Source organism: Candidatus Dadabacteria bacterium (assembly GCA_026708565.1).
Taxonomy (GTDB): Bacteria; Desulfobacterota_D; UBA1144; order Nemesobacterales; family Mycalebacteriaceae; genus Mycalebacterium.
Window position 1 is genome coordinate 1 of the sequence record JAPOUR010000047.1, and the last position, 15,439, is coordinate 15,439.

A 15,439-nucleotide genomic window follows, 5' to 3' on the forward strand; every position below is an offset into this window, starting at 1 on the left:
CTGCTTTTCTGAAAGCAATCGATCTTTCTGGAAGAACAACCTTCAAAAAGCCTGTCGAAATATATTTTAACTCACCTGAATTGCAAAACTATTTTTCCAATGTCGAAAAAGTATGGTTTCTACATAATGATTACCCATCAAAAGAAAACGTATGGCGTGATCTTGGTATTTCCACTTTGCCTAGAAAATTGAAAACATCAGAATATCTTCATAGTGAAAGAGTGGCGGAGTATTCAACCAGACAATCATCAATCATAAACTTTCGTTTGGAAGGACTAGACCAATTCCTGCAAGTCATTCAAGAGAAAACAGACTTTGAAGAACAAAAAGAAAACGCAATTTTATTATGGCAGTTTCTTCAAAGTCATTTAGAACAGGACCTTCATTTTTTCGAGGCCAAGTATTATTGGTTTTTCCGTAAGGAACGTCAGAAACGCATTACTTCCATAATTCTTGACTCTCTGAAGAAATCGAAATGGATTCCTACTAAAGATGGATTGCTTAAAAAGCCGAATGAGACAACCATAGACCAAATCATAGATGAATTGTCGGATGCGGATGAGTTGATTAAACATCTTGGACTTGGCGCAAACCAAAGGGAGCAAGAGCGTGAATATGCAGAAAAACTTGGTGTCAGCCGTGAACACATTGAGTTTATAAAAAACCATCCCGCCGAGTTTGAACAGTTCATAGCCAACATGGCTTCCCGCAAGAAACCCCCGTTTCCAAAGAGATTGGTGAACAATCCAGAACGACGCGAAGAGCGCCTTGGCAAGCAACTGTCTGATGCTCCAAACAAGAAATACGAACACCGAAAAAGAAGCGTCCGAACCACCAGCGGTAGCATTGACCCGACCGCATGGCTACGAAACCAATACAGGAATGAAGATGACCAGATGATATGCCAGATTTGCAAAGAAGAGATGCCCTTCCGTAAACGCAACGGGGAGCACTACTTCGAGAAAAAAGAGGCGCTTTCCCGTGACCATCTGCTAAAGGAACATGAAGCCCAGTATCTGGCTCTTTGTCCTCTATGCGCCGCCAAATACGAGGAGTTTGTAAAAACTGACGACAATGTGATGGCTGAACTAAAGGAAGCGATTGTTAATGCGGAAGATTGTGAAGTCCCAATATCACTTGGCAACCAGAAGACCAGCATCCGATTTGTAGAAGCCCATTACCATGACCTCAAAGTCATCATCGCTGATACCAAGAAAGACAATAAGTAGGGTATAAAGACATATGGCGTACCTAAAGTGATTGATGGATAGTCTGGAACCACCCTACCCCAAAACCGCTTTCTGTATCTCCTTCTCAACCGCCCCTTCATCCTTTGAAGTGGCGACCGACACCTCGCTTGAGATGAGTGAGAAGGCGTTTTCCATTATCTGCTTCTCGCCGAAAGAGAGGTCTTTCTTCTTGCTTATCCTGCGTATGTCCCTGTAAACCTCGGCAACCTCAAGTATGTCGCCGTTTTTAATCTTCTCGGAATACCCTTTGTGCCGCTTGTTCCAAGCCTGCTTTTTCTCCGCCGCAGTGGTCTTGGTTTTCTGCCTGAGCACCTCAAACACCTTTGAAACCTTTTTCTTGGAAATGACCTTCCTCATCCCCACATCGCCGGTCTTTTTCACCGGAACCATGACCGTAACGTCATTCTTGAGGGTTTTGAGAATGTAAAAAGTGGCTTTTTTCCCGGCAATCTCGCGCCTTTCCACGGACTCAATTTTCGCTACGCCGTAAACGGGATAGAAGACATTGTCACCGGATTTGAATTGAACCGCCATTGGTGAAAAGCATACGCCCCATCAGTCTAACAGCCGCCGCCCGCCCCGTCAAATGGTTAACCTCCCCCCGTTGTGGTAGAATGGCGACGCGCAATGGCCGAAACAAAAATAATCAGAAACTACACGGACAGGGGCGAAAACTCCCGCTTTCTGGATTCCTATCTGGCCTCCGGCGGATACGGGGCGCTGAAAAAAGCGCTCTCAATGAAACCGGAAGAGATTACGGAAACCGTCAAACAGTCAGGCCTCAGAGGGCGCGGGGGAGCCGGATTTCCAACCGGGCTGAAATGGAGTTTTATTCCGGAACAAACCTCCGGGCCCGTCTATCTGTGCTGCAACGCGGATGAGAGCGAGCCCGGCAGTTTCAAAGACAGGGAGATAATTGAGCGCGACCCCCACCAGATGATTGAGGGAATGATCATCGCGGCGCGCGCCGTCGGGGCGTCCGGAATGTACATATACATCAGGGGGGAAATGCCTTACGGAGCAAACGTGATTGAGAACGCCCTGAAGGAAGCCTACGGCGGCGGCTATCTGGGAAACAACATAATGGGTTCGGGCTTCAGTGTGGACGCCGTTCTTTTCAGAGGGGCGGGCGCGTATATCTGCGGCGAAGAAACGGCGTTGCTTGAGTCCATAGAGGGCAAAAACGGAGAACCGCGCCCCAAGCCGCCCTTTCCCGCGCAGTCCGGCCTTTTCGGGCAACCCACGGTTATCAACAACGTGGAAACCCTCGCGTGCGTCCCGCACATAATCAACAGGGGAGCGGAGTGGTTTTCATCCATAGGCGTCCCGAAAAACACGGGAACTAAAATATTCGGCCTGAGCGGCTGCGTGAACAGACCGGGGCTGTATGAACTTCCGCTGGGCGTGCCGCTGAGGGAGGTTATCTACGAATACGGGGGCGGCATTACGGGCGGAGGCCGGCTGAAGGCGGTGTCTCCCGGAGGGTCGTCATCGGCCGTTCTGACCGCCGATGAGATAGACATCCCGATGGACTTTGACACCCTCAACTCCATGGGCTCCATGCTGGGAACCGCCGGAGTAACGGTGATGGACGAAACCGTTTCAATGGTGAGCGCGGCGCGAAACCTCGCGCGTTTCTACAGAGACGAGTCCTGCGGGCAGTGCGTTCAGTGCCGCGAGGGAACATGGTGGCTTGAAAAGATGCTGTCAAAAATAGAGGCGGGCGACGGCTCGCGGGAGTATCCCGACATTATCCTTGACGCCTGCTCCCAGATGAGGGGCACAACCATCTGTGCGCTCGCGGACGGCTGCGCGATGCCGGTTGACTCAATAGTGCGGAAGTTCAGGGCGGAATTTGACGAGGCAATAGCCGGGGGCGGAGTGAAAAACTCCGGCCTTGGCGACTGGAGATAATCTGGCTGGGGCGAGAGGACTCGAACCTCTACCGCCGGAGCCAAAGTCCGGTGTCCTGCCATTAGACGACGCCCCATACGGCGACCATATACTACACAACCGGCGCGGACGGCTCAAAGGGCGGGCCCGCGCAACCCCTCAACGGAGGCGGTGAGAAAAAACTTCCCGGCGCGGGACGCGCCGCGAACCCTCTCATAAACCGCGCGGGCGGCGGAGGCCGTGTCAAACACGGAGAAAAACGCCGAGCCCGAACCGGTCATTCTGAAACGCGCTCCGCCCCTTTCCTCAAGCAGGGAGCGAAACTCCCCAAGGCCGCTGCGGAGGGAAACCGCCGCCCGCTCAAGGTCGTTTCCCGCCTCAAGCGGAAAATTTATGTCCCACATCTCCGCTTTCGCCTCCGGCGCGGGGCGGGTCTCATCCCACCTTCCGTAAACCTCCGCCGTTGAGCATTCAAAACCGGGAAAACAGACCACGTAGTGAAGCGGGGGGAACTGCCCGAGGGTCTCCACCGTCCCGCCGGTGTCTGAGATCCTGCACGCCCCGCGCCCGAAAAAGAGCGGGACATCCGAGCCGACCTCGCTTCCCATAAACCGCAACTCATCATCGCTGAAGACGCCAAACGCGCGGTTCAGCGCGGAGAGAACCGCCGCCGCATTGCCGCTTGCCCCGCCGAGGCCCGCGCCTGCGGGTATGGACTTTTTCAAAATTATCTCCGCGCCCCCGCCCGCCCCGGACTTGAGAAAAAACAGATTTGCCGCGATAAACGCGGTGTTTTGCTCGCCGGGCCCGCACTCAGGCCCGCAATGCACGGCGACCCCCGGGCTTTTCAGCGTCCTGACACTCACCTCGTCAAAAATGCCCACGGGCTGCACAACGGACTCTATGCTGTGGAGGCCGTCAGGCCTTTTCCCCTTGACGCGCAAGTTGAGATTCACCTTGGCGGGGGAAAGTATGGTGAACTCGCTCATACGCCGTGCTATTATGTTTCGGGAGCGCGGACAAGTCCAATGTTTTTTAGAATCCTTCCGTTTTTTGTCGCCGTCCCGATAATTGAACTCGCCATACTGATAAAACTGGGAAAAGTTATCGGGGTGCTGGAAACCGTTTACGTAGTGATCGCCACCGCCGTGCTCGGCGCTTATCTGGCGCAGGCTCAGGGGGCTTCGGCGCTGGCGGCAATGCGCCGCGACATGAGCGAGGCGAGAATGCCGTCAGAGCCCATTATGGACGGCATACTGATTCTGGCCGGAGCGGTTGCCCTTCTCACGCCCGGCCTCATTACAGACCTTGCGGGCTTCACGGTTCTGATTCCCCTCACCCGGCGGATGATAAAACGGCTTATCCGAGCGCGCATTGAAAGAAGGCTCGGCATAGTGGACATAAGCCCGCCCGCCGGTTAGCCGAAGCCGAGCGCGGCGTTCACTATGGCGGCCGCCACCGCGCTGCCGCCCTTTTTTCCCCTTATCACAACAAAGGGGACATCCCCCGCCGCCGCCTCAAGGCGCGATTTTGACTGCTCTACATTGACAAAACCCACCGGCGCGCCGATAACCCCCATGGGGCGGAACCGCCCGGCGGAGAGCGCGTCGGCAATCTCCATGAGAGCCGTGGGCGCGTTGCCGACCACAAAAAGGGCGTTCGGATGCCTTTCAATCGCAACCCTCATCGCCGCCTGAGTTCTTGTTGCGCCGTCCCCGGTCATTTTGAGAGAGTCCGGGCTGTCAAGGTGGCAGAACACTTTTGCGTCCGCCCGCTCAAGAAGAGATTTTGAAATTCCGGCGGCGGCCATCCTCACATCGGTAACTATCTCGCCCCCGCGCAGGGACACGCTCCACCCCTCTATCGCTTTGTCCGAGCAGTGGAAAAGAGTCTCGTACTCAAAGTCCGCCGTGGTGTGGACGCATCTCCTCACCGCAGCCTCCGCGCCCGCGGAGCGGCCCGCACCGGAAAGCCCCTCTTCAACCGCGCGAAAACTCCGCCTGTATATCTCACCGGCGGGAAGCGGCGGGTCGCCCCCGCTTCCCCTCGGAGTTACCATGGTTTCACCGGCGGCAAAGGTCTCGGAGTTGCCGATTATCAAAACCGTGAACATGTCCGCCGCGTCCGGGTCAAGGCGGCCGAGCGTTGTTACGCGCGCGCTTTCGCCGTCCCTTGATACATGGCGGACAATCCCCACGGGGGTCGCGGGGTCTTTTGCTTCAAGAAACATCTCTTTAAGGCGGTTCAGCTGCCAGTATCTCTTGCGGCTTCTGGGGTTGTGAACCACCGTTACAAAGTCCCCCTCAATGGCCGCCGCGATGCGTTTTTCTATCTTCCGCCACGGCGTAAGAAGGTCTGACAGGGAAACGGAGCAGAAATCATGACCGAGGGGCGCGCCCAGTTTTGCCGCGGCCGCAACAAAAGCGCTCACGCCCGGAATGACGGATATCTCCGCCTCGCTCCGCTCCCTCCGCGCCACCGAATGAACCACGGACGCCATGCCGTAGACGCCGCTGTCACCCGAACTGATGACCGAAACATTCCCGCCGCCCTCCGCTATCCTGAGCGCCGAGGCGGCTCTTTCCTCCTCCTCCGAGAGTTCCATCTCAACCCTTTGGCAGCCTTCGGGTATGAGCCCCTCAACAAAACGGAAATAGTAACGGTAGCCCACCACCGCATCGGAGCGGGCGAGCGCAAGGCGGGCAAGCGGCGTAATGTGCCCCTCCGAGCCGGGGCCGACCCCTATGACGGTTACGTTTCCCGGCATTTGTTGAGCCTCTTTGATATGATGAGCAGGGAAAAATACGGAAAGTCCTCATCCGCTATGTCTTCCTCGCGCCCCGTTACAAGGTGACCTTCGCCGCCAAGGTCGCGGCAGTAGACAAAATCAAGCCCTTTTTCCCTTACGAGCGGCGCGATGCCGGGCGCGGGCTTGAGAACCACCACGGACTCAAACTTTTCCACGGCGGACTCTATTTCCCGCAGAGCCCCTCCGGTAACGACCGCCACTCCGCCGTTTCCGAGACACAGGCACACCCCCGCCGCCGCCGCCGCCGCGGACGGCGAGGAAACCCCCGGCACCAGTTCAAAGCCGCAAAAACCGCCCGCGCTTAAAACGCGGAACACCGTGCTGTAAAGAGAAACGCACCCCTCGCACACAACCGCCACATCAATCCCCCTCTCAAGGTCGGCGCGCACCGCGCTTCGCGCATCGGCGTATGAGCGCTCTGCGGAGTCCCTGTCTTTCATGTCAACGGCAAACGGCTTCGCCCTGTCGTCAAGCCCGTAATGGCTCAGCACGGCGAGGCAGCGGCCGCCCCGCCCCGCGACCGGATAATAAATGACACCCGATGAGCGAAGCGCCTCCAGCCCGCGGACGGTTATAAGGTCGGGGGAGCCCGGACCCAGAGAGACCCCCCTCAGCCGCCCGGACGGTTTTTGCTCACTCATCATGGGTATGCCCCGCGGAGCCTCTTACGTGGAAATGGTGTCCCACCTGCTCTGCGCCCTTTTCCCGCTCAAAACCGACTATCTGCGTCCTGTATTTGCAAAGCTGGCAGTTCATGTTGGCGCTGCCGTTTTCCACCTCCCGCGCCCTCTCCTCAAGGATGTCAACTATCAGCGGGTGGGCTCCGAACGGCCCCGTGGCGACTATCTCCTTGCCGGAGCGCCCGGCGTGCTCATTTATCTGCGAATAAATCCTCTTCAGCAGCACGCCGGTAAAGAGAAACACCGGAACCGCCACTATTCTTGAATACGGCAGGAACTCCAGCGTCCGGAGCGTCTCCTCAAGGCCCGGGCGGGTAACCCCTATGTAGGCCGAGCGGGAAAATCCGAACCCCATTCCCTCCTCAAGCATTCTCGCCATTTTGGCGACATCGGAATTGCCGTCCGGGTCTCTTGTCCCCCTGCCTATGAGAAGCAGGCAGGTGTCTTCCCTCGGCGCGGGCGCGAGGTCTTTTTCACACTCCTCTATGAGGATTTTGCACAGTTCAAGCAACTGGGGCGAGACGCCGAGAAAACTGCCGAAACGAATGCTCACGTTCTCCGTCTCCGCCTGTATGGAGTTCATCTCAAACGGCATGTCGTTCTTCGCGTGCCCGCCGGCAAACAGAATGGCGGGAAGCGATATGATGTCCGTAACGCCCTTTTTCACCATCGCCTTTACGGCAACGTCAAAGGTGGGATGCGCAAACTCAAGAAACCCGTATTCCACAACCGCCTCCGGGCGGCGGCGTCTCATCGCGTCCACAAGTTCCCTGAAGCCGCTCACCCCTTCGGGGTCGCGGCTGCCGTGCCCGCATATAAGAATGCCCTGAGACCTCACGGGGAGAAGATACTCAATCGGAAGTTTGAATTCCAAAGCCGCGCTAAAATACAAGCGCCGCGGCAACCGCAAACGCCGCGGCGCAGACGGTCGCGGCTTTGCCGACCGCGGCCGCCTTTTTGAAGTCGGCGGAGTCCGGCTCTCTGTCACGCAGACCGATAAACGGCCTTGCCGCCGTCCGTCCGCCGTAGGAGGAGGCTCCGCCGAAACGGCAGTCCAGAATTCCCGCAAGCGCCGCCTGGGGAAAACCGGCGTTGGGGCTGGGGTGGCTGCGCCCGAATCTTCGCGTAAACGCAAAGGCGCGCCGCATGCCCGCGCGGTCCGGAGCGCACAAAACCATAAACGCGGCGGTAAGGCGCGCGGGGACAAGGTTTGCAAGGTCGTCCATTCTCGCCGCCGCCATGCCGAAACGCAGGTGGCGCGCGGTCTTGTATCCAATCATTGAGTCCAGAGTGTTCACCGCCTTGTACGCCATCATGGCGGGAATTCCTCCGAGCATGTAGAAAAACAAAGGAGCCACGACGCCGTCCGACAGATTTTCGGACATGGTTTCAAGGGCGGCGGTCTTTATCCGGCGCGGCCCGAGGGCGGCGGTGTCGCGCCCCACAAGGTGTGAAAGCCGGGCGCGGGCTGCCTCAATATCGCCGCTCTCAAGAGCGGAAAAAACCCCGCCGCAACCGGTTGTGAGGCTCTTTCCCGCAAGCCCCAGAAAAACAAACAGCGCGCAGAAAACGGCGTGAACAAGAGCGCCGGAAAACAGCGCGGCGGCCTCAAGCAGGGTAAAACCGGCAAACACGCAAACGACAAGAGACACGGAAAAAACCGCCCCTTTCACCGCAGCCGCCCGCCCCGTGTTCAGCACGGAGTCCGCGCGGGATATGACGGCGCCGAACAGGCGGACGGGGTTGGGAAGCCGGGGAGGGTCGCCAAAAACAAAATCCACCAGAAGACCGGCGAGCAGGCAGAGCGAAGAAACAATGTCCGGAGGGAGAAAGTCCATCTTTGTTTGGCAGTCCCTACGGGATTTGAACCCGTGTTTCTACCTTGAGAGGGTAGCGTCCTGGGCCAGGCTAGACGAAGGGACCCCTTGAGGAACGGAAGACTTATTGTATACGGGATTTCGCCCGCGCAAAAGCCGCGCCCTAACCTTCGGACGCGGTTTCGTCCGGTTTTTTGTCGCGCAGGTAGGCGGGGATTTCCAAATCCGGGTCTTCCGGGTCGGTAACTTTGCGCGAAGACGGGGTGAAAAGGTCGGCTTCCGCCGCGGCGCCGTTGGGCTGCGGAGGCGGCGCGGCGGGCTTGCGGGGAGAGTCGCCCGGGTCTCTTATTCCTGTTGCGATTATGGTCACCCGGACTTCGCCGTCCGCGTTCTCGTCAACCGTCCAGCCGAATATGAGATTCACGTCCCTGCTGGACTTCTGCCTCACATAGTCGCAAACCTTCTCAAGTTCATCCATGCCGAAATCGGCGGGGGAAACTATGTGCAGAAGAACCCCCTCCGCCCCCTCAATGGAAAGCGCGCCGAGAAGCGGGCTTTCAACGGCGGTCTCGGCGGCCTTGACGGCCCTGTCCGACCCGGACGCGCCGCCCGTTCCCATGATCGCCTTGGAGCCGCTCTGGCTCATTATGGTTCTCACATCGGCAAAATCGGTGTTGATGAGCCCCGGAGTGTTGATGATCTCGGTGATTCCGCTCACGGCGCGGAACAGCACATCGTTGGCGCTGTCAAACGCCTGCATGACGGGAACGGGGGAATCCCCCCCGCACAGGTTGTCATTGGGAACAACTATGAGCGTGTCAACCTCTTTCTCAAGTCTGGCAAGCCCCTCGGACGCCACAAGGGATTTGGTTTCGCCCTCAAAGGAAAAGGGCATGGTAACGATCGCTATGGTGAGCGCCCCCACCTCTTTTGACACTTTGGAAACCACGGGGGCCGCGCCGGTTCCGGTTCCGCCGCCCATGCCCGCGGTAATGAAAACCATGTCCGAGCCGTCAAGAACCTCGGATATCCGCGCCTTGTCCTCAATGGCGGCGTCTTCCCCCACGTCCGGAACCCCGCCCGCGCCGAGCCCGCGGGTGGCGAGGTTTCCTATCTGCAATTTGGCATAGGCGGACGATTTCTTCAGATGCTGGGAATCGGTGTTGACGGCGACAAAATCAACCCCGGTCAGCCCCCTTCCCATGAGGGACTCCAGGGCGTTGCAACCGCCGCCGCCCACGCCCACCAGCTTTATCTTTGCCCTGAGATGAGCGTCCGGGGGAACTATTGTAAAAGTCGGCACAATTCAGCCTCCGCGCGAATCAGAAATAACCGCCAAACCACCGCCCCATCCATGCTCGTATTTTGTCAAACGTATTGTCGCCCCGCACTCTTATCCTATCAGAATTCTCCGAGTATTTCACTCCGTAGTGTATCAACCCCACCCCGGTTGAGTAGGCGGGGCTGGAAACCGCCGCCGCGCCGCCCTTGTCAATCCCGATGGGAACGCCGAGACGCGCCTCCATGCCGAATATTTCCGACGCCGTCTCAACCGCGCCCTCCATTGCAAAAGTTCCGCCCGTGAGAACCACCTTTGCCGCATCGCCGTCCATTTTGACCGAATCAGGTATCTGGTCGCGGGCGAGCGTCAGTATCTCCTTCATTCTGGGCGCGATGACTTCCGAGATCTCGCGCTGGGAAACCTTGCGCACGGTGTTGTCCGAACACTCTATTTCCACATCTTTCAGTTCCGAGGCGCTGTCCACCAGGGCAACCCCGTGGGCCTCTTTTATTTCGCGCGAATGGCCGTAGGAAACCACGTTGAAGCAGTGGGACAGGTCTCTGTCTATGTGGTCTCCGCCGAGCGTTATGTTCTGGGTGTATTTCAGGCAGCCCCCGCTGAAAACGGCGATGTCCGTGGTGCCGCCGCCGCAGTCAACGAGAATAACCCCGAGTTCCTTTTCCGCCTCGTTCAGCACCGCCTCCCCGGAGGCTATCTGCTCAAGCACTATGCCGTTCACATCAAGGCCCGCGTCGCGAACGCATCCCACAAGGTTGTTGGTGTCCGCCACCTGCCCGGTAACTATGTGGACATCCGCTTCTATGCTTGTCCCGTGCATGCCGAGAGGGTTGGCGACCGCGGGCTGGCCGTCTATTGAATACCTTCCCGCAACCGTGTGAATTATTTCCCTGTCCGCGGAAACGCTTGTCGCCGTGGCGGTGTTGATGATCCGCTCCAGGTCGGCCTCGGTAACGGCGCCGTCTGTTATCCGCACACTTGCGCGCGTGTCATGGCTCTTGACGTGCCCGCCCGCTATCCCCACAAAAACAGACCTTATTTCCTCGCCCGAAACCGTCTCGGCCTCCTCAATGGCGGCAACCACACACTCAGTTGTCCTGTCCATGTCAACCACTATTCCCCTGCGCAGACCCGTTGACTGATGAGTGCCCATGCCCAATATGGCGATGTTTCTTTTGCGCGCCTCGGCGACAATGGCGCATATCTTGGTCGTGCCAAGGTCAAGCCCGACAATGATGTCCCTTCCTGAACCCACTTCAATTTCCGCCCGGGCGGACAAATCCCACGCCGTCCCGGCGAAGGTTAATATACGCGGCCTTAAGTCCAATCTCATACAGATTGCGGCTTATTTTTTCAAGTTTTTCCCACTGCCCGTCAAGGTCGGAGCCGGGCAGTTCCACCTTGAGGCCGCGCCGGGTGAATATCTCAAAGCCGTCTCCGCCCAGAACCGCCACCTCCGATATGTCATCCCACCGGGGAGCGGAGCGCGCCGAGGAGGAAAGGGTCAAAACCCGCGTCCCTTCGCTCTCAAAGCCCGCAGGCGCTCTCACAACCGGGTAGTCCGTCCCGTGCGCGGCGACCGGCGCGGGCCCCAAATCGCCGCCGTCCGAATCAAGGTAGCGCAGCCTTCCGTCCGATGCCACGGACAGGCAGAACGGCTTTTTTTCCTCAATCGTTATCACCGCGCCGCCGCGAAAATCCCTTTTCACCGAAACGTTTTTTATCCAGCGGTCTTTTTTGAGAGACCTTGAAGCCGCGCCCGGCAAAAGAAGAACGCCCGCGCCGCCGGGAGACATGCCGATTCTTTTGATAACGTCCCGCCCGGAAACCGCCGCCGCGCCCTCAACTCTCACCCTGTCAACCGTCAGCGCAAAGCGCGCCCCGAAAAACAACCCCGCCGCGCACAAGACGGCGAGAAACAAATCCGGCCGCAACCTGCGGACGAGAGTTTTCCTCCTTGCCCTGCTCAGATTACGCAGACCTCCGTCTCCAGAACTATTCCCCTCTCCGCGCGGGCGCGCTCGCGGGCAATGCCTATCAGTTTGAGCACGTCCGAGGCCCTCGCGCCGCCCTTGTTGACTATAAAGTTTGCGTGAACCTCCGAAAACTGCGCGCCGCCCGACGAGACCGACTTCATTCCCAACTCCTCAAGAAGCCGTCCGGCGGGAACGGAGGCGGGATTTTTGAACACCGAGCCGGTGTTCGCCTCACAGACGGGCTGGGTCGCCTTTCTTGAGGCAAGCCGCTCTCTTATCGCCGCGCGGATGCGCGCGGGGTCGCCGGGGGCAAGCCGCAGACGCGCGGAAAGCAGCACGGCGCCGGGGGGAACGCCCCCGTTTCTGTAGCGGGCGTCAAGCTCGCGGGCGTCAAGCTCGCGCTCGCGCCCGTCCGCCCACAACGAGACGGACTCAAGCACATCGGAGGTCTCCCCCGCATCCGTTCCGGCGTTCATGTAAACCGCGCCGCCCACGGTTCCGGGAATGCCCGCCGCAAACTCAAGGCCACAGAGGCCGCGGCGCGCCGCGCTGTTCATCACGGCGGCGAGCGGCGCGCCGCACCGGGCAAAAACCGAACCGTCCGGCGATATGTCAAAACCCTTCAGGAGAGAAGTGCTCACCACGGCGCACGGCAGGTCTTCATCCCTTACAATCGTGTTTGTCCCCCCGCCGAGAACCTCAAACGGAACGCCCCGCGCGGTGAGCGCCTCAAGCGCGCCGAGCAGAGCCCCGTGGCTGCGGGGAAAAACGACAAGGCCCGCCCTGCCTCCCACCCTGATTGACGTGTAGGACGACATGGGAAAACCGGTCGCAATGTCGCAACCCAGCCGCTCAAAAACGGTCGCCGGGATGTTCATCTCAATTCCTCCGCAAGCGCCTCGGCGCACCGCCACACATTGCCCGCGCCGAGCGTGAGAACAATGTCGCCGCCAGCCAGTTCATTTTTCAGCAGCCTTACCAAATCCCTTTCACACGGGGCGTAAACCGCCCCCGCGCCGCCCGCTGCCCTCACCCTCCGGACTATTTCCTCCGATGTCGCCCCCTCTATGGGCTCTTCCCCGGCGGGGAAAACGTCAAGCACATAAAGGCGCGACACCCTGCTCAACACCTCCACGAAACCGTCAAGAAGCAAACTTGTGCGGGTAAACCTGTGCGGCTGGAAAACCACCACGGGCTGGGATGAAAACGCGTCTTCAACGGAGTCCAGCGTAACCCTTATCTCTTCGGGGTGGTGTCCGTAGTCGTCAATGAACTTTACGCCCCCCACCTCGTCTTTGAGCTGCATGCGCCTCTCTATGCCCGCAAAACTCTCCAGAGCGCGGGCGATATCGTCAAAGGCCATGCCCATTTCCGTTGACACGGCGACTGCGGCGAGAGAGTTGACCGCGTTGTGCCTGCCGGCGAGGGGAAGCCGCGCGCGCCCCAGTTTTTCGCCCTTGCGAAGAACGTCAAAGGTTGTCTCAAACCCTCTGGTGCGGACATTGTGGAGACGGAAATCCGCCTCCGGGCGCGCGCCGTAGGTAACAAATTCCCCGGAAAGCCGCCCCGCCATCCCGCGCACGCGGGGGCAGTCAATCCCGAGCACCGCAACGCCGTAAAACGGAGCCCGCTCAAGAAATTCAAAAAATCCGTCCCGCAACGCCTCCACCGTTCCATAGTGGTCAAGATGCTCGCTGTCAATGTTTGTGAGCACGGACACCACCGGGCGGAGGCGGCTGAACGAGCCGTCGCTCTCGTCCGCCTCAACCACCATAATGTCTCCCCCGCCGAACCGCCCGCTGCCCAGAGCCACTACCTTTCCGCCCACGACTATGGTGGGGTCAAAACCGCCCCCCGTCAGAACGGAGGCTATCATGGAAGTGGTGGTGGTCTTGCCGTGGCTTCCCATGACGGACACGCCCAGTTTCATCTTCATAAGTTCGGCGAGCATCTCCGCTCTGGGAACAACCGGCACGCCGAGGGCGCGCGCCGCCCGCACTTCGGGGTTTGAGCCGCCTATGGCGGAAGACACCACCACGACATCGGCATCGCCGAGATTTTCCGCCGCATGCTCGCGGCTCACTGCCGCGCCCGCCCCCTTGAGAGACTCAAGGTCTGCCCCGGCTCCCGTGTCCGAACCCGAAACCCGGTATCCCATGCTGAGCAGAACCTCGGCGAGGCCGCGCATTCCCGACCCGCCGATTCCAACCATGTGTATGTTCTTAAACCTTCCGTGCAACGGGCTCACCCCCGGACAAGCGTCTCAATTCCGTCCGCCACTCTGCTCGCGGCGTCCGGCGCGGCCACCCCGGCCGCGGCGCGCGACATCGCCTCCAGCGTATTCCAGTTAAGCAATTTTTCCAGAGTTTTGGCAACCGCTTCTTTTGTGAGTCCTGCCTCGTCAATCAGGGCGGAGGCTCCGGCCCTCTCCATCATTACCGCGTTTTCGCGCTGGTGGCCCCGCGCGGCAAGAGGATAGGGTATCAGAATTGAGGGAACACGGAAAAGCGCCGTCTCGGCCACCGCGCCCGCCCCCGACCTTGATATGACCAGATCGGCTTCGGCGTAAAACTCCGCCACGGCGGGGCTGAAGTCAAACACGCGCGCTTGGACACCGGCGCGGCGGTAGGCGGCGGCAACCTCCCGTTCCGCTCCGCGCCCCGTCTGGTGAATGACGCGCACACCGGCGCCCGTCCGCTCTTTATACAGGGAGACCGCCGGGGGAATGGCGCGGTTGAGCGCCGCCGCGCCCTGGCTTCCGCCCAAAATAAACAGGGTGGGCGTTCCGGAGCGGGGAAAGCGCCGGGGCGCGGCGCTTTCAAGGGCGGCGGTCACAACGGTTCTGCGAACCGGATTGCCGACAAGGCGAAACTTCCCGGAGCGGCGCGCGCCGCCCGAGTGCGGAAAGGATAAAAACACCCGCCGCGCCGCCACGGCGAGGGCTTTGTTTGCAAGGCCCGGAGCGCTGTTCTGCTCGCACACCGCAAGGGGAACTCCCCGAAGAAGCGCGGCAACGGCCCCCGGAACGGAGGCGTAGCCCCCTGTTCCGACCGCCACATCGGGACGGAAATCCCGGACGGCGGCAAACGCTTGCGCCGCGCCCATGGCGGTTTGCGCAAGGCCGGAAAGCGCGCCGGAAACCCCGCCCGCAAGCCCCCCGCCCCGCACGGCGCAAAACCGGTATCCCGCATCCCGCACAACGCGCCCCGCCATTCCCCTTGCCGTTCCGATGAAAAGAACACGGTTTGAAGGATCTCTGCGCATCACCTCCTCCGCTATGGCAATGGCGGGAAACACATGCCCGCCGGTTCCGCCCGCCGCCATAAGAACCCTCACTGCTTGCGCGCCCTCGCCCTTGAAACGCTGAGAATTACGCCCATCGCGCCGAGGCTTACCACAAGCGAAGTGCCCCCGTAACTGAGAAACGGTAGCGTCAGCCCCTTGGTGGGAAGCAGGGACAGCGCCACGGCCATGTTCAAAACCGCCTGAAAAACTATGAGCAGGGTGTAGCTCATGACCAGATGAAACCCGAACGGGTCGGGCGCGGTCACGGCGATTCTCACGCCCCTGAATAAAATGACCGCAAACCCCGCCACAACGGTCAAAACCCCGGCAAAGCCGAGTTCCTCGCCGATGATGGAAAGTATGAAATCGGTGTGCGCCTGCGGCAGGAAAAACAGTTTCTGGTTGCTCGCCCCGAGACCCTGCCCGAAA

16 protein-coding genes and 2 tRNA genes are annotated in these 15,439 nt (G+C 59.4%); 3 read left to right on the top strand and 15 right to left on the bottom strand.

Annotated elements, in window-relative coordinates; genetic code table 11:
• Positions 1-1,229, top strand: a 1,229-nt coding sequence (locus tag OXF42_05990; protein MCY4047635.1) for a hypothetical protein, incomplete at its 5' end; no start/stop codon positions are given.
• A 54-nt stretch (positions 1,230-1,283) separates the two neighbouring features.
• Here the strand turns inward: OXF42_05990 and OXF42_05995 are convergent.
• Positions 1,284-1,784 (bottom strand): CarD family transcriptional regulator, encoded by a 501-nt coding sequence (locus OXF42_05995; GenBank protein ID MCY4047636.1) that lies wholly within the window; start codon positions 1,782-1,784, stop codon positions 1,284-1,286.
• Between the two features lie 93 nt (positions 1,785-1,877).
• On the opposite strand from OXF42_05995, the gene nuoF reads away from it, so the two are divergent.
• On the top strand, positions 1,878-3,164 hold the full coding sequence (gene nuoF, locus OXF42_06000) for an NADH-quinone oxidoreductase subunit NuoF (protein ID MCY4047637.1): 1,287 nt from the start codon (positions 1,878-1,880) through the stop codon (positions 3,162-3,164).
• A gap of 2 nt (positions 3,165-3,166) precedes the next feature.
• Here the strand turns inward: nuoF and OXF42_06005 are convergent.
• Positions 3,167-3,240: transfer RNA gene (locus OXF42_06005), tRNA-Gln, on the bottom strand.
• Positions 3,241-3,277: 37 nt separating this feature from the next.
• Positions 3,278-4,132 carry a 4-(cytidine 5'-diphospho)-2-C-methyl-D-erythritol kinase gene (ispE, locus tag OXF42_06010; GenBank protein ID MCY4047638.1) on the bottom strand — a complete coding sequence of 285 codons (855 nt, stop codon included), beginning with the start codon at positions 4,130-4,132 and terminating at the stop codon, positions 3,278-3,280.
• A gap of 39 nt (positions 4,133-4,171) precedes the next feature.
• Here ispE and OXF42_06015 point away from each other — a divergent pair, with 39 nt between their 5' ends.
• On the top strand, positions 4,172-4,564 hold the full coding sequence (locus OXF42_06015; protein MCY4047639.1) for an FxsA family protein: 393 nt from the start codon (positions 4,172-4,174) through the stop codon (positions 4,562-4,564).
• Here the strand turns inward: OXF42_06015 and cobJ are convergent.
• The 12 genes from cobJ to OXF42_06075 form a co-directional block, all read right to left on the bottom strand.
• On the bottom strand, positions 4,561-5,910 hold the full coding sequence (gene cobJ / locus OXF42_06020; protein MCY4047640.1) for a precorrin-3B C(17)-methyltransferase: 1,350 nt from the start codon (positions 5,908-5,910) through the stop codon (positions 4,561-4,563). The genes OXF42_06015 and cobJ overlap by 4 nt on opposite strands.
• Positions 5,895-6,593 carry a precorrin-2 C(20)-methyltransferase gene (locus OXF42_06025; protein ID MCY4047641.1) on the bottom strand — a complete coding sequence of 233 codons (699 nt, stop codon included), beginning with the start codon at positions 6,591-6,593 and terminating at the stop codon, positions 5,895-5,897. Before OXF42_06025 ends, cobJ begins: the two co-directional genes overlap by 16 nt.
• Positions 6,586-7,506, bottom strand: a complete 921-nt coding sequence (locus OXF42_06030) for a sirohydrochlorin chelatase (GenBank protein MCY4047642.1) — start codon at positions 7,504-7,506, stop codon at positions 6,586-6,588. Before OXF42_06030 ends, OXF42_06025 begins: the two co-directional genes overlap by 8 nt.
• Before the next feature lie 7 nt (positions 7,507-7,513).
• Positions 7,514-8,470: an adenosylcobinamide-phosphate synthase CbiB gene (cbiB, locus tag OXF42_06035; protein MCY4047643.1), complete on the bottom strand. Its 957-nt coding sequence runs from the start codon at positions 8,468-8,470 to the stop codon at positions 7,514-7,516.
• A 7-nt stretch (positions 8,471-8,477) separates the two neighbouring features.
• Positions 8,478-8,555, bottom strand: a tRNA-Glu gene (locus tag OXF42_06040).
• 57 nt (positions 8,556-8,612) lie between these two features.
• The gene (gene ftsZ / locus OXF42_06045) at positions 8,613-9,752 is read right to left on the bottom strand and encodes a cell division protein FtsZ (GenBank protein MCY4047644.1); all 1,140 of its coding nucleotides are present in this window, start codon (positions 9,750-9,752) and stop codon (positions 8,613-8,615) included.
• Positions 9,753-9,771: 19 nt separating this feature from the next.
• On the bottom strand, positions 9,772-11,004 hold the full coding sequence (gene ftsA / locus OXF42_06050; protein ID MCY4047645.1) for a cell division protein FtsA: 1,233 nt from the start codon (positions 11,002-11,004) through the stop codon (positions 9,772-9,774).
• Position 11,005: 1 nt separating this feature from the next.
• Positions 11,006-11,683 carry an FtsQ-type POTRA domain-containing protein gene (locus tag OXF42_06055; protein ID MCY4047646.1) on the bottom strand — a complete coding sequence of 226 codons (678 nt, stop codon included), beginning with the start codon at positions 11,681-11,683 and terminating at the stop codon, positions 11,006-11,008.
• 32 nt (positions 11,684-11,715) lie between these two features.
• Positions 11,716-12,603 carry a UDP-N-acetylmuramate dehydrogenase gene (murB, locus tag OXF42_06060; GenBank protein MCY4047647.1) on the bottom strand — a complete coding sequence of 296 codons (888 nt, stop codon included), beginning with the start codon at positions 12,601-12,603 and terminating at the stop codon, positions 11,716-11,718.
• Entirely contained in the window at positions 12,600-13,973 is a 1,374-nt protein-coding gene (murC, locus tag OXF42_06065; protein MCY4047648.1) for a UDP-N-acetylmuramate--L-alanine ligase, read from the bottom strand. Before murC ends, murB begins: the two co-directional genes overlap by 4 nt.
• The gene (gene murG / locus OXF42_06070; GenBank protein ID MCY4047649.1) at positions 13,970-15,049 is read right to left on the bottom strand and encodes an undecaprenyldiphospho-muramoylpentapeptide beta-N-acetylglucosaminyltransferase; all 1,080 of its coding nucleotides are present in this window, start codon (positions 15,047-15,049) and stop codon (positions 13,970-13,972) included. Before murG ends, murC begins: the two co-directional genes overlap by 4 nt.
• A gap of 8 nt (positions 15,050-15,057) precedes the next feature.
• On the bottom strand, positions 15,058-15,439 hold a 382-nt coding region (locus OXF42_06075), incomplete at its 5' end, for an FtsW/RodA/SpoVE family cell cycle protein (protein MCY4047650.1).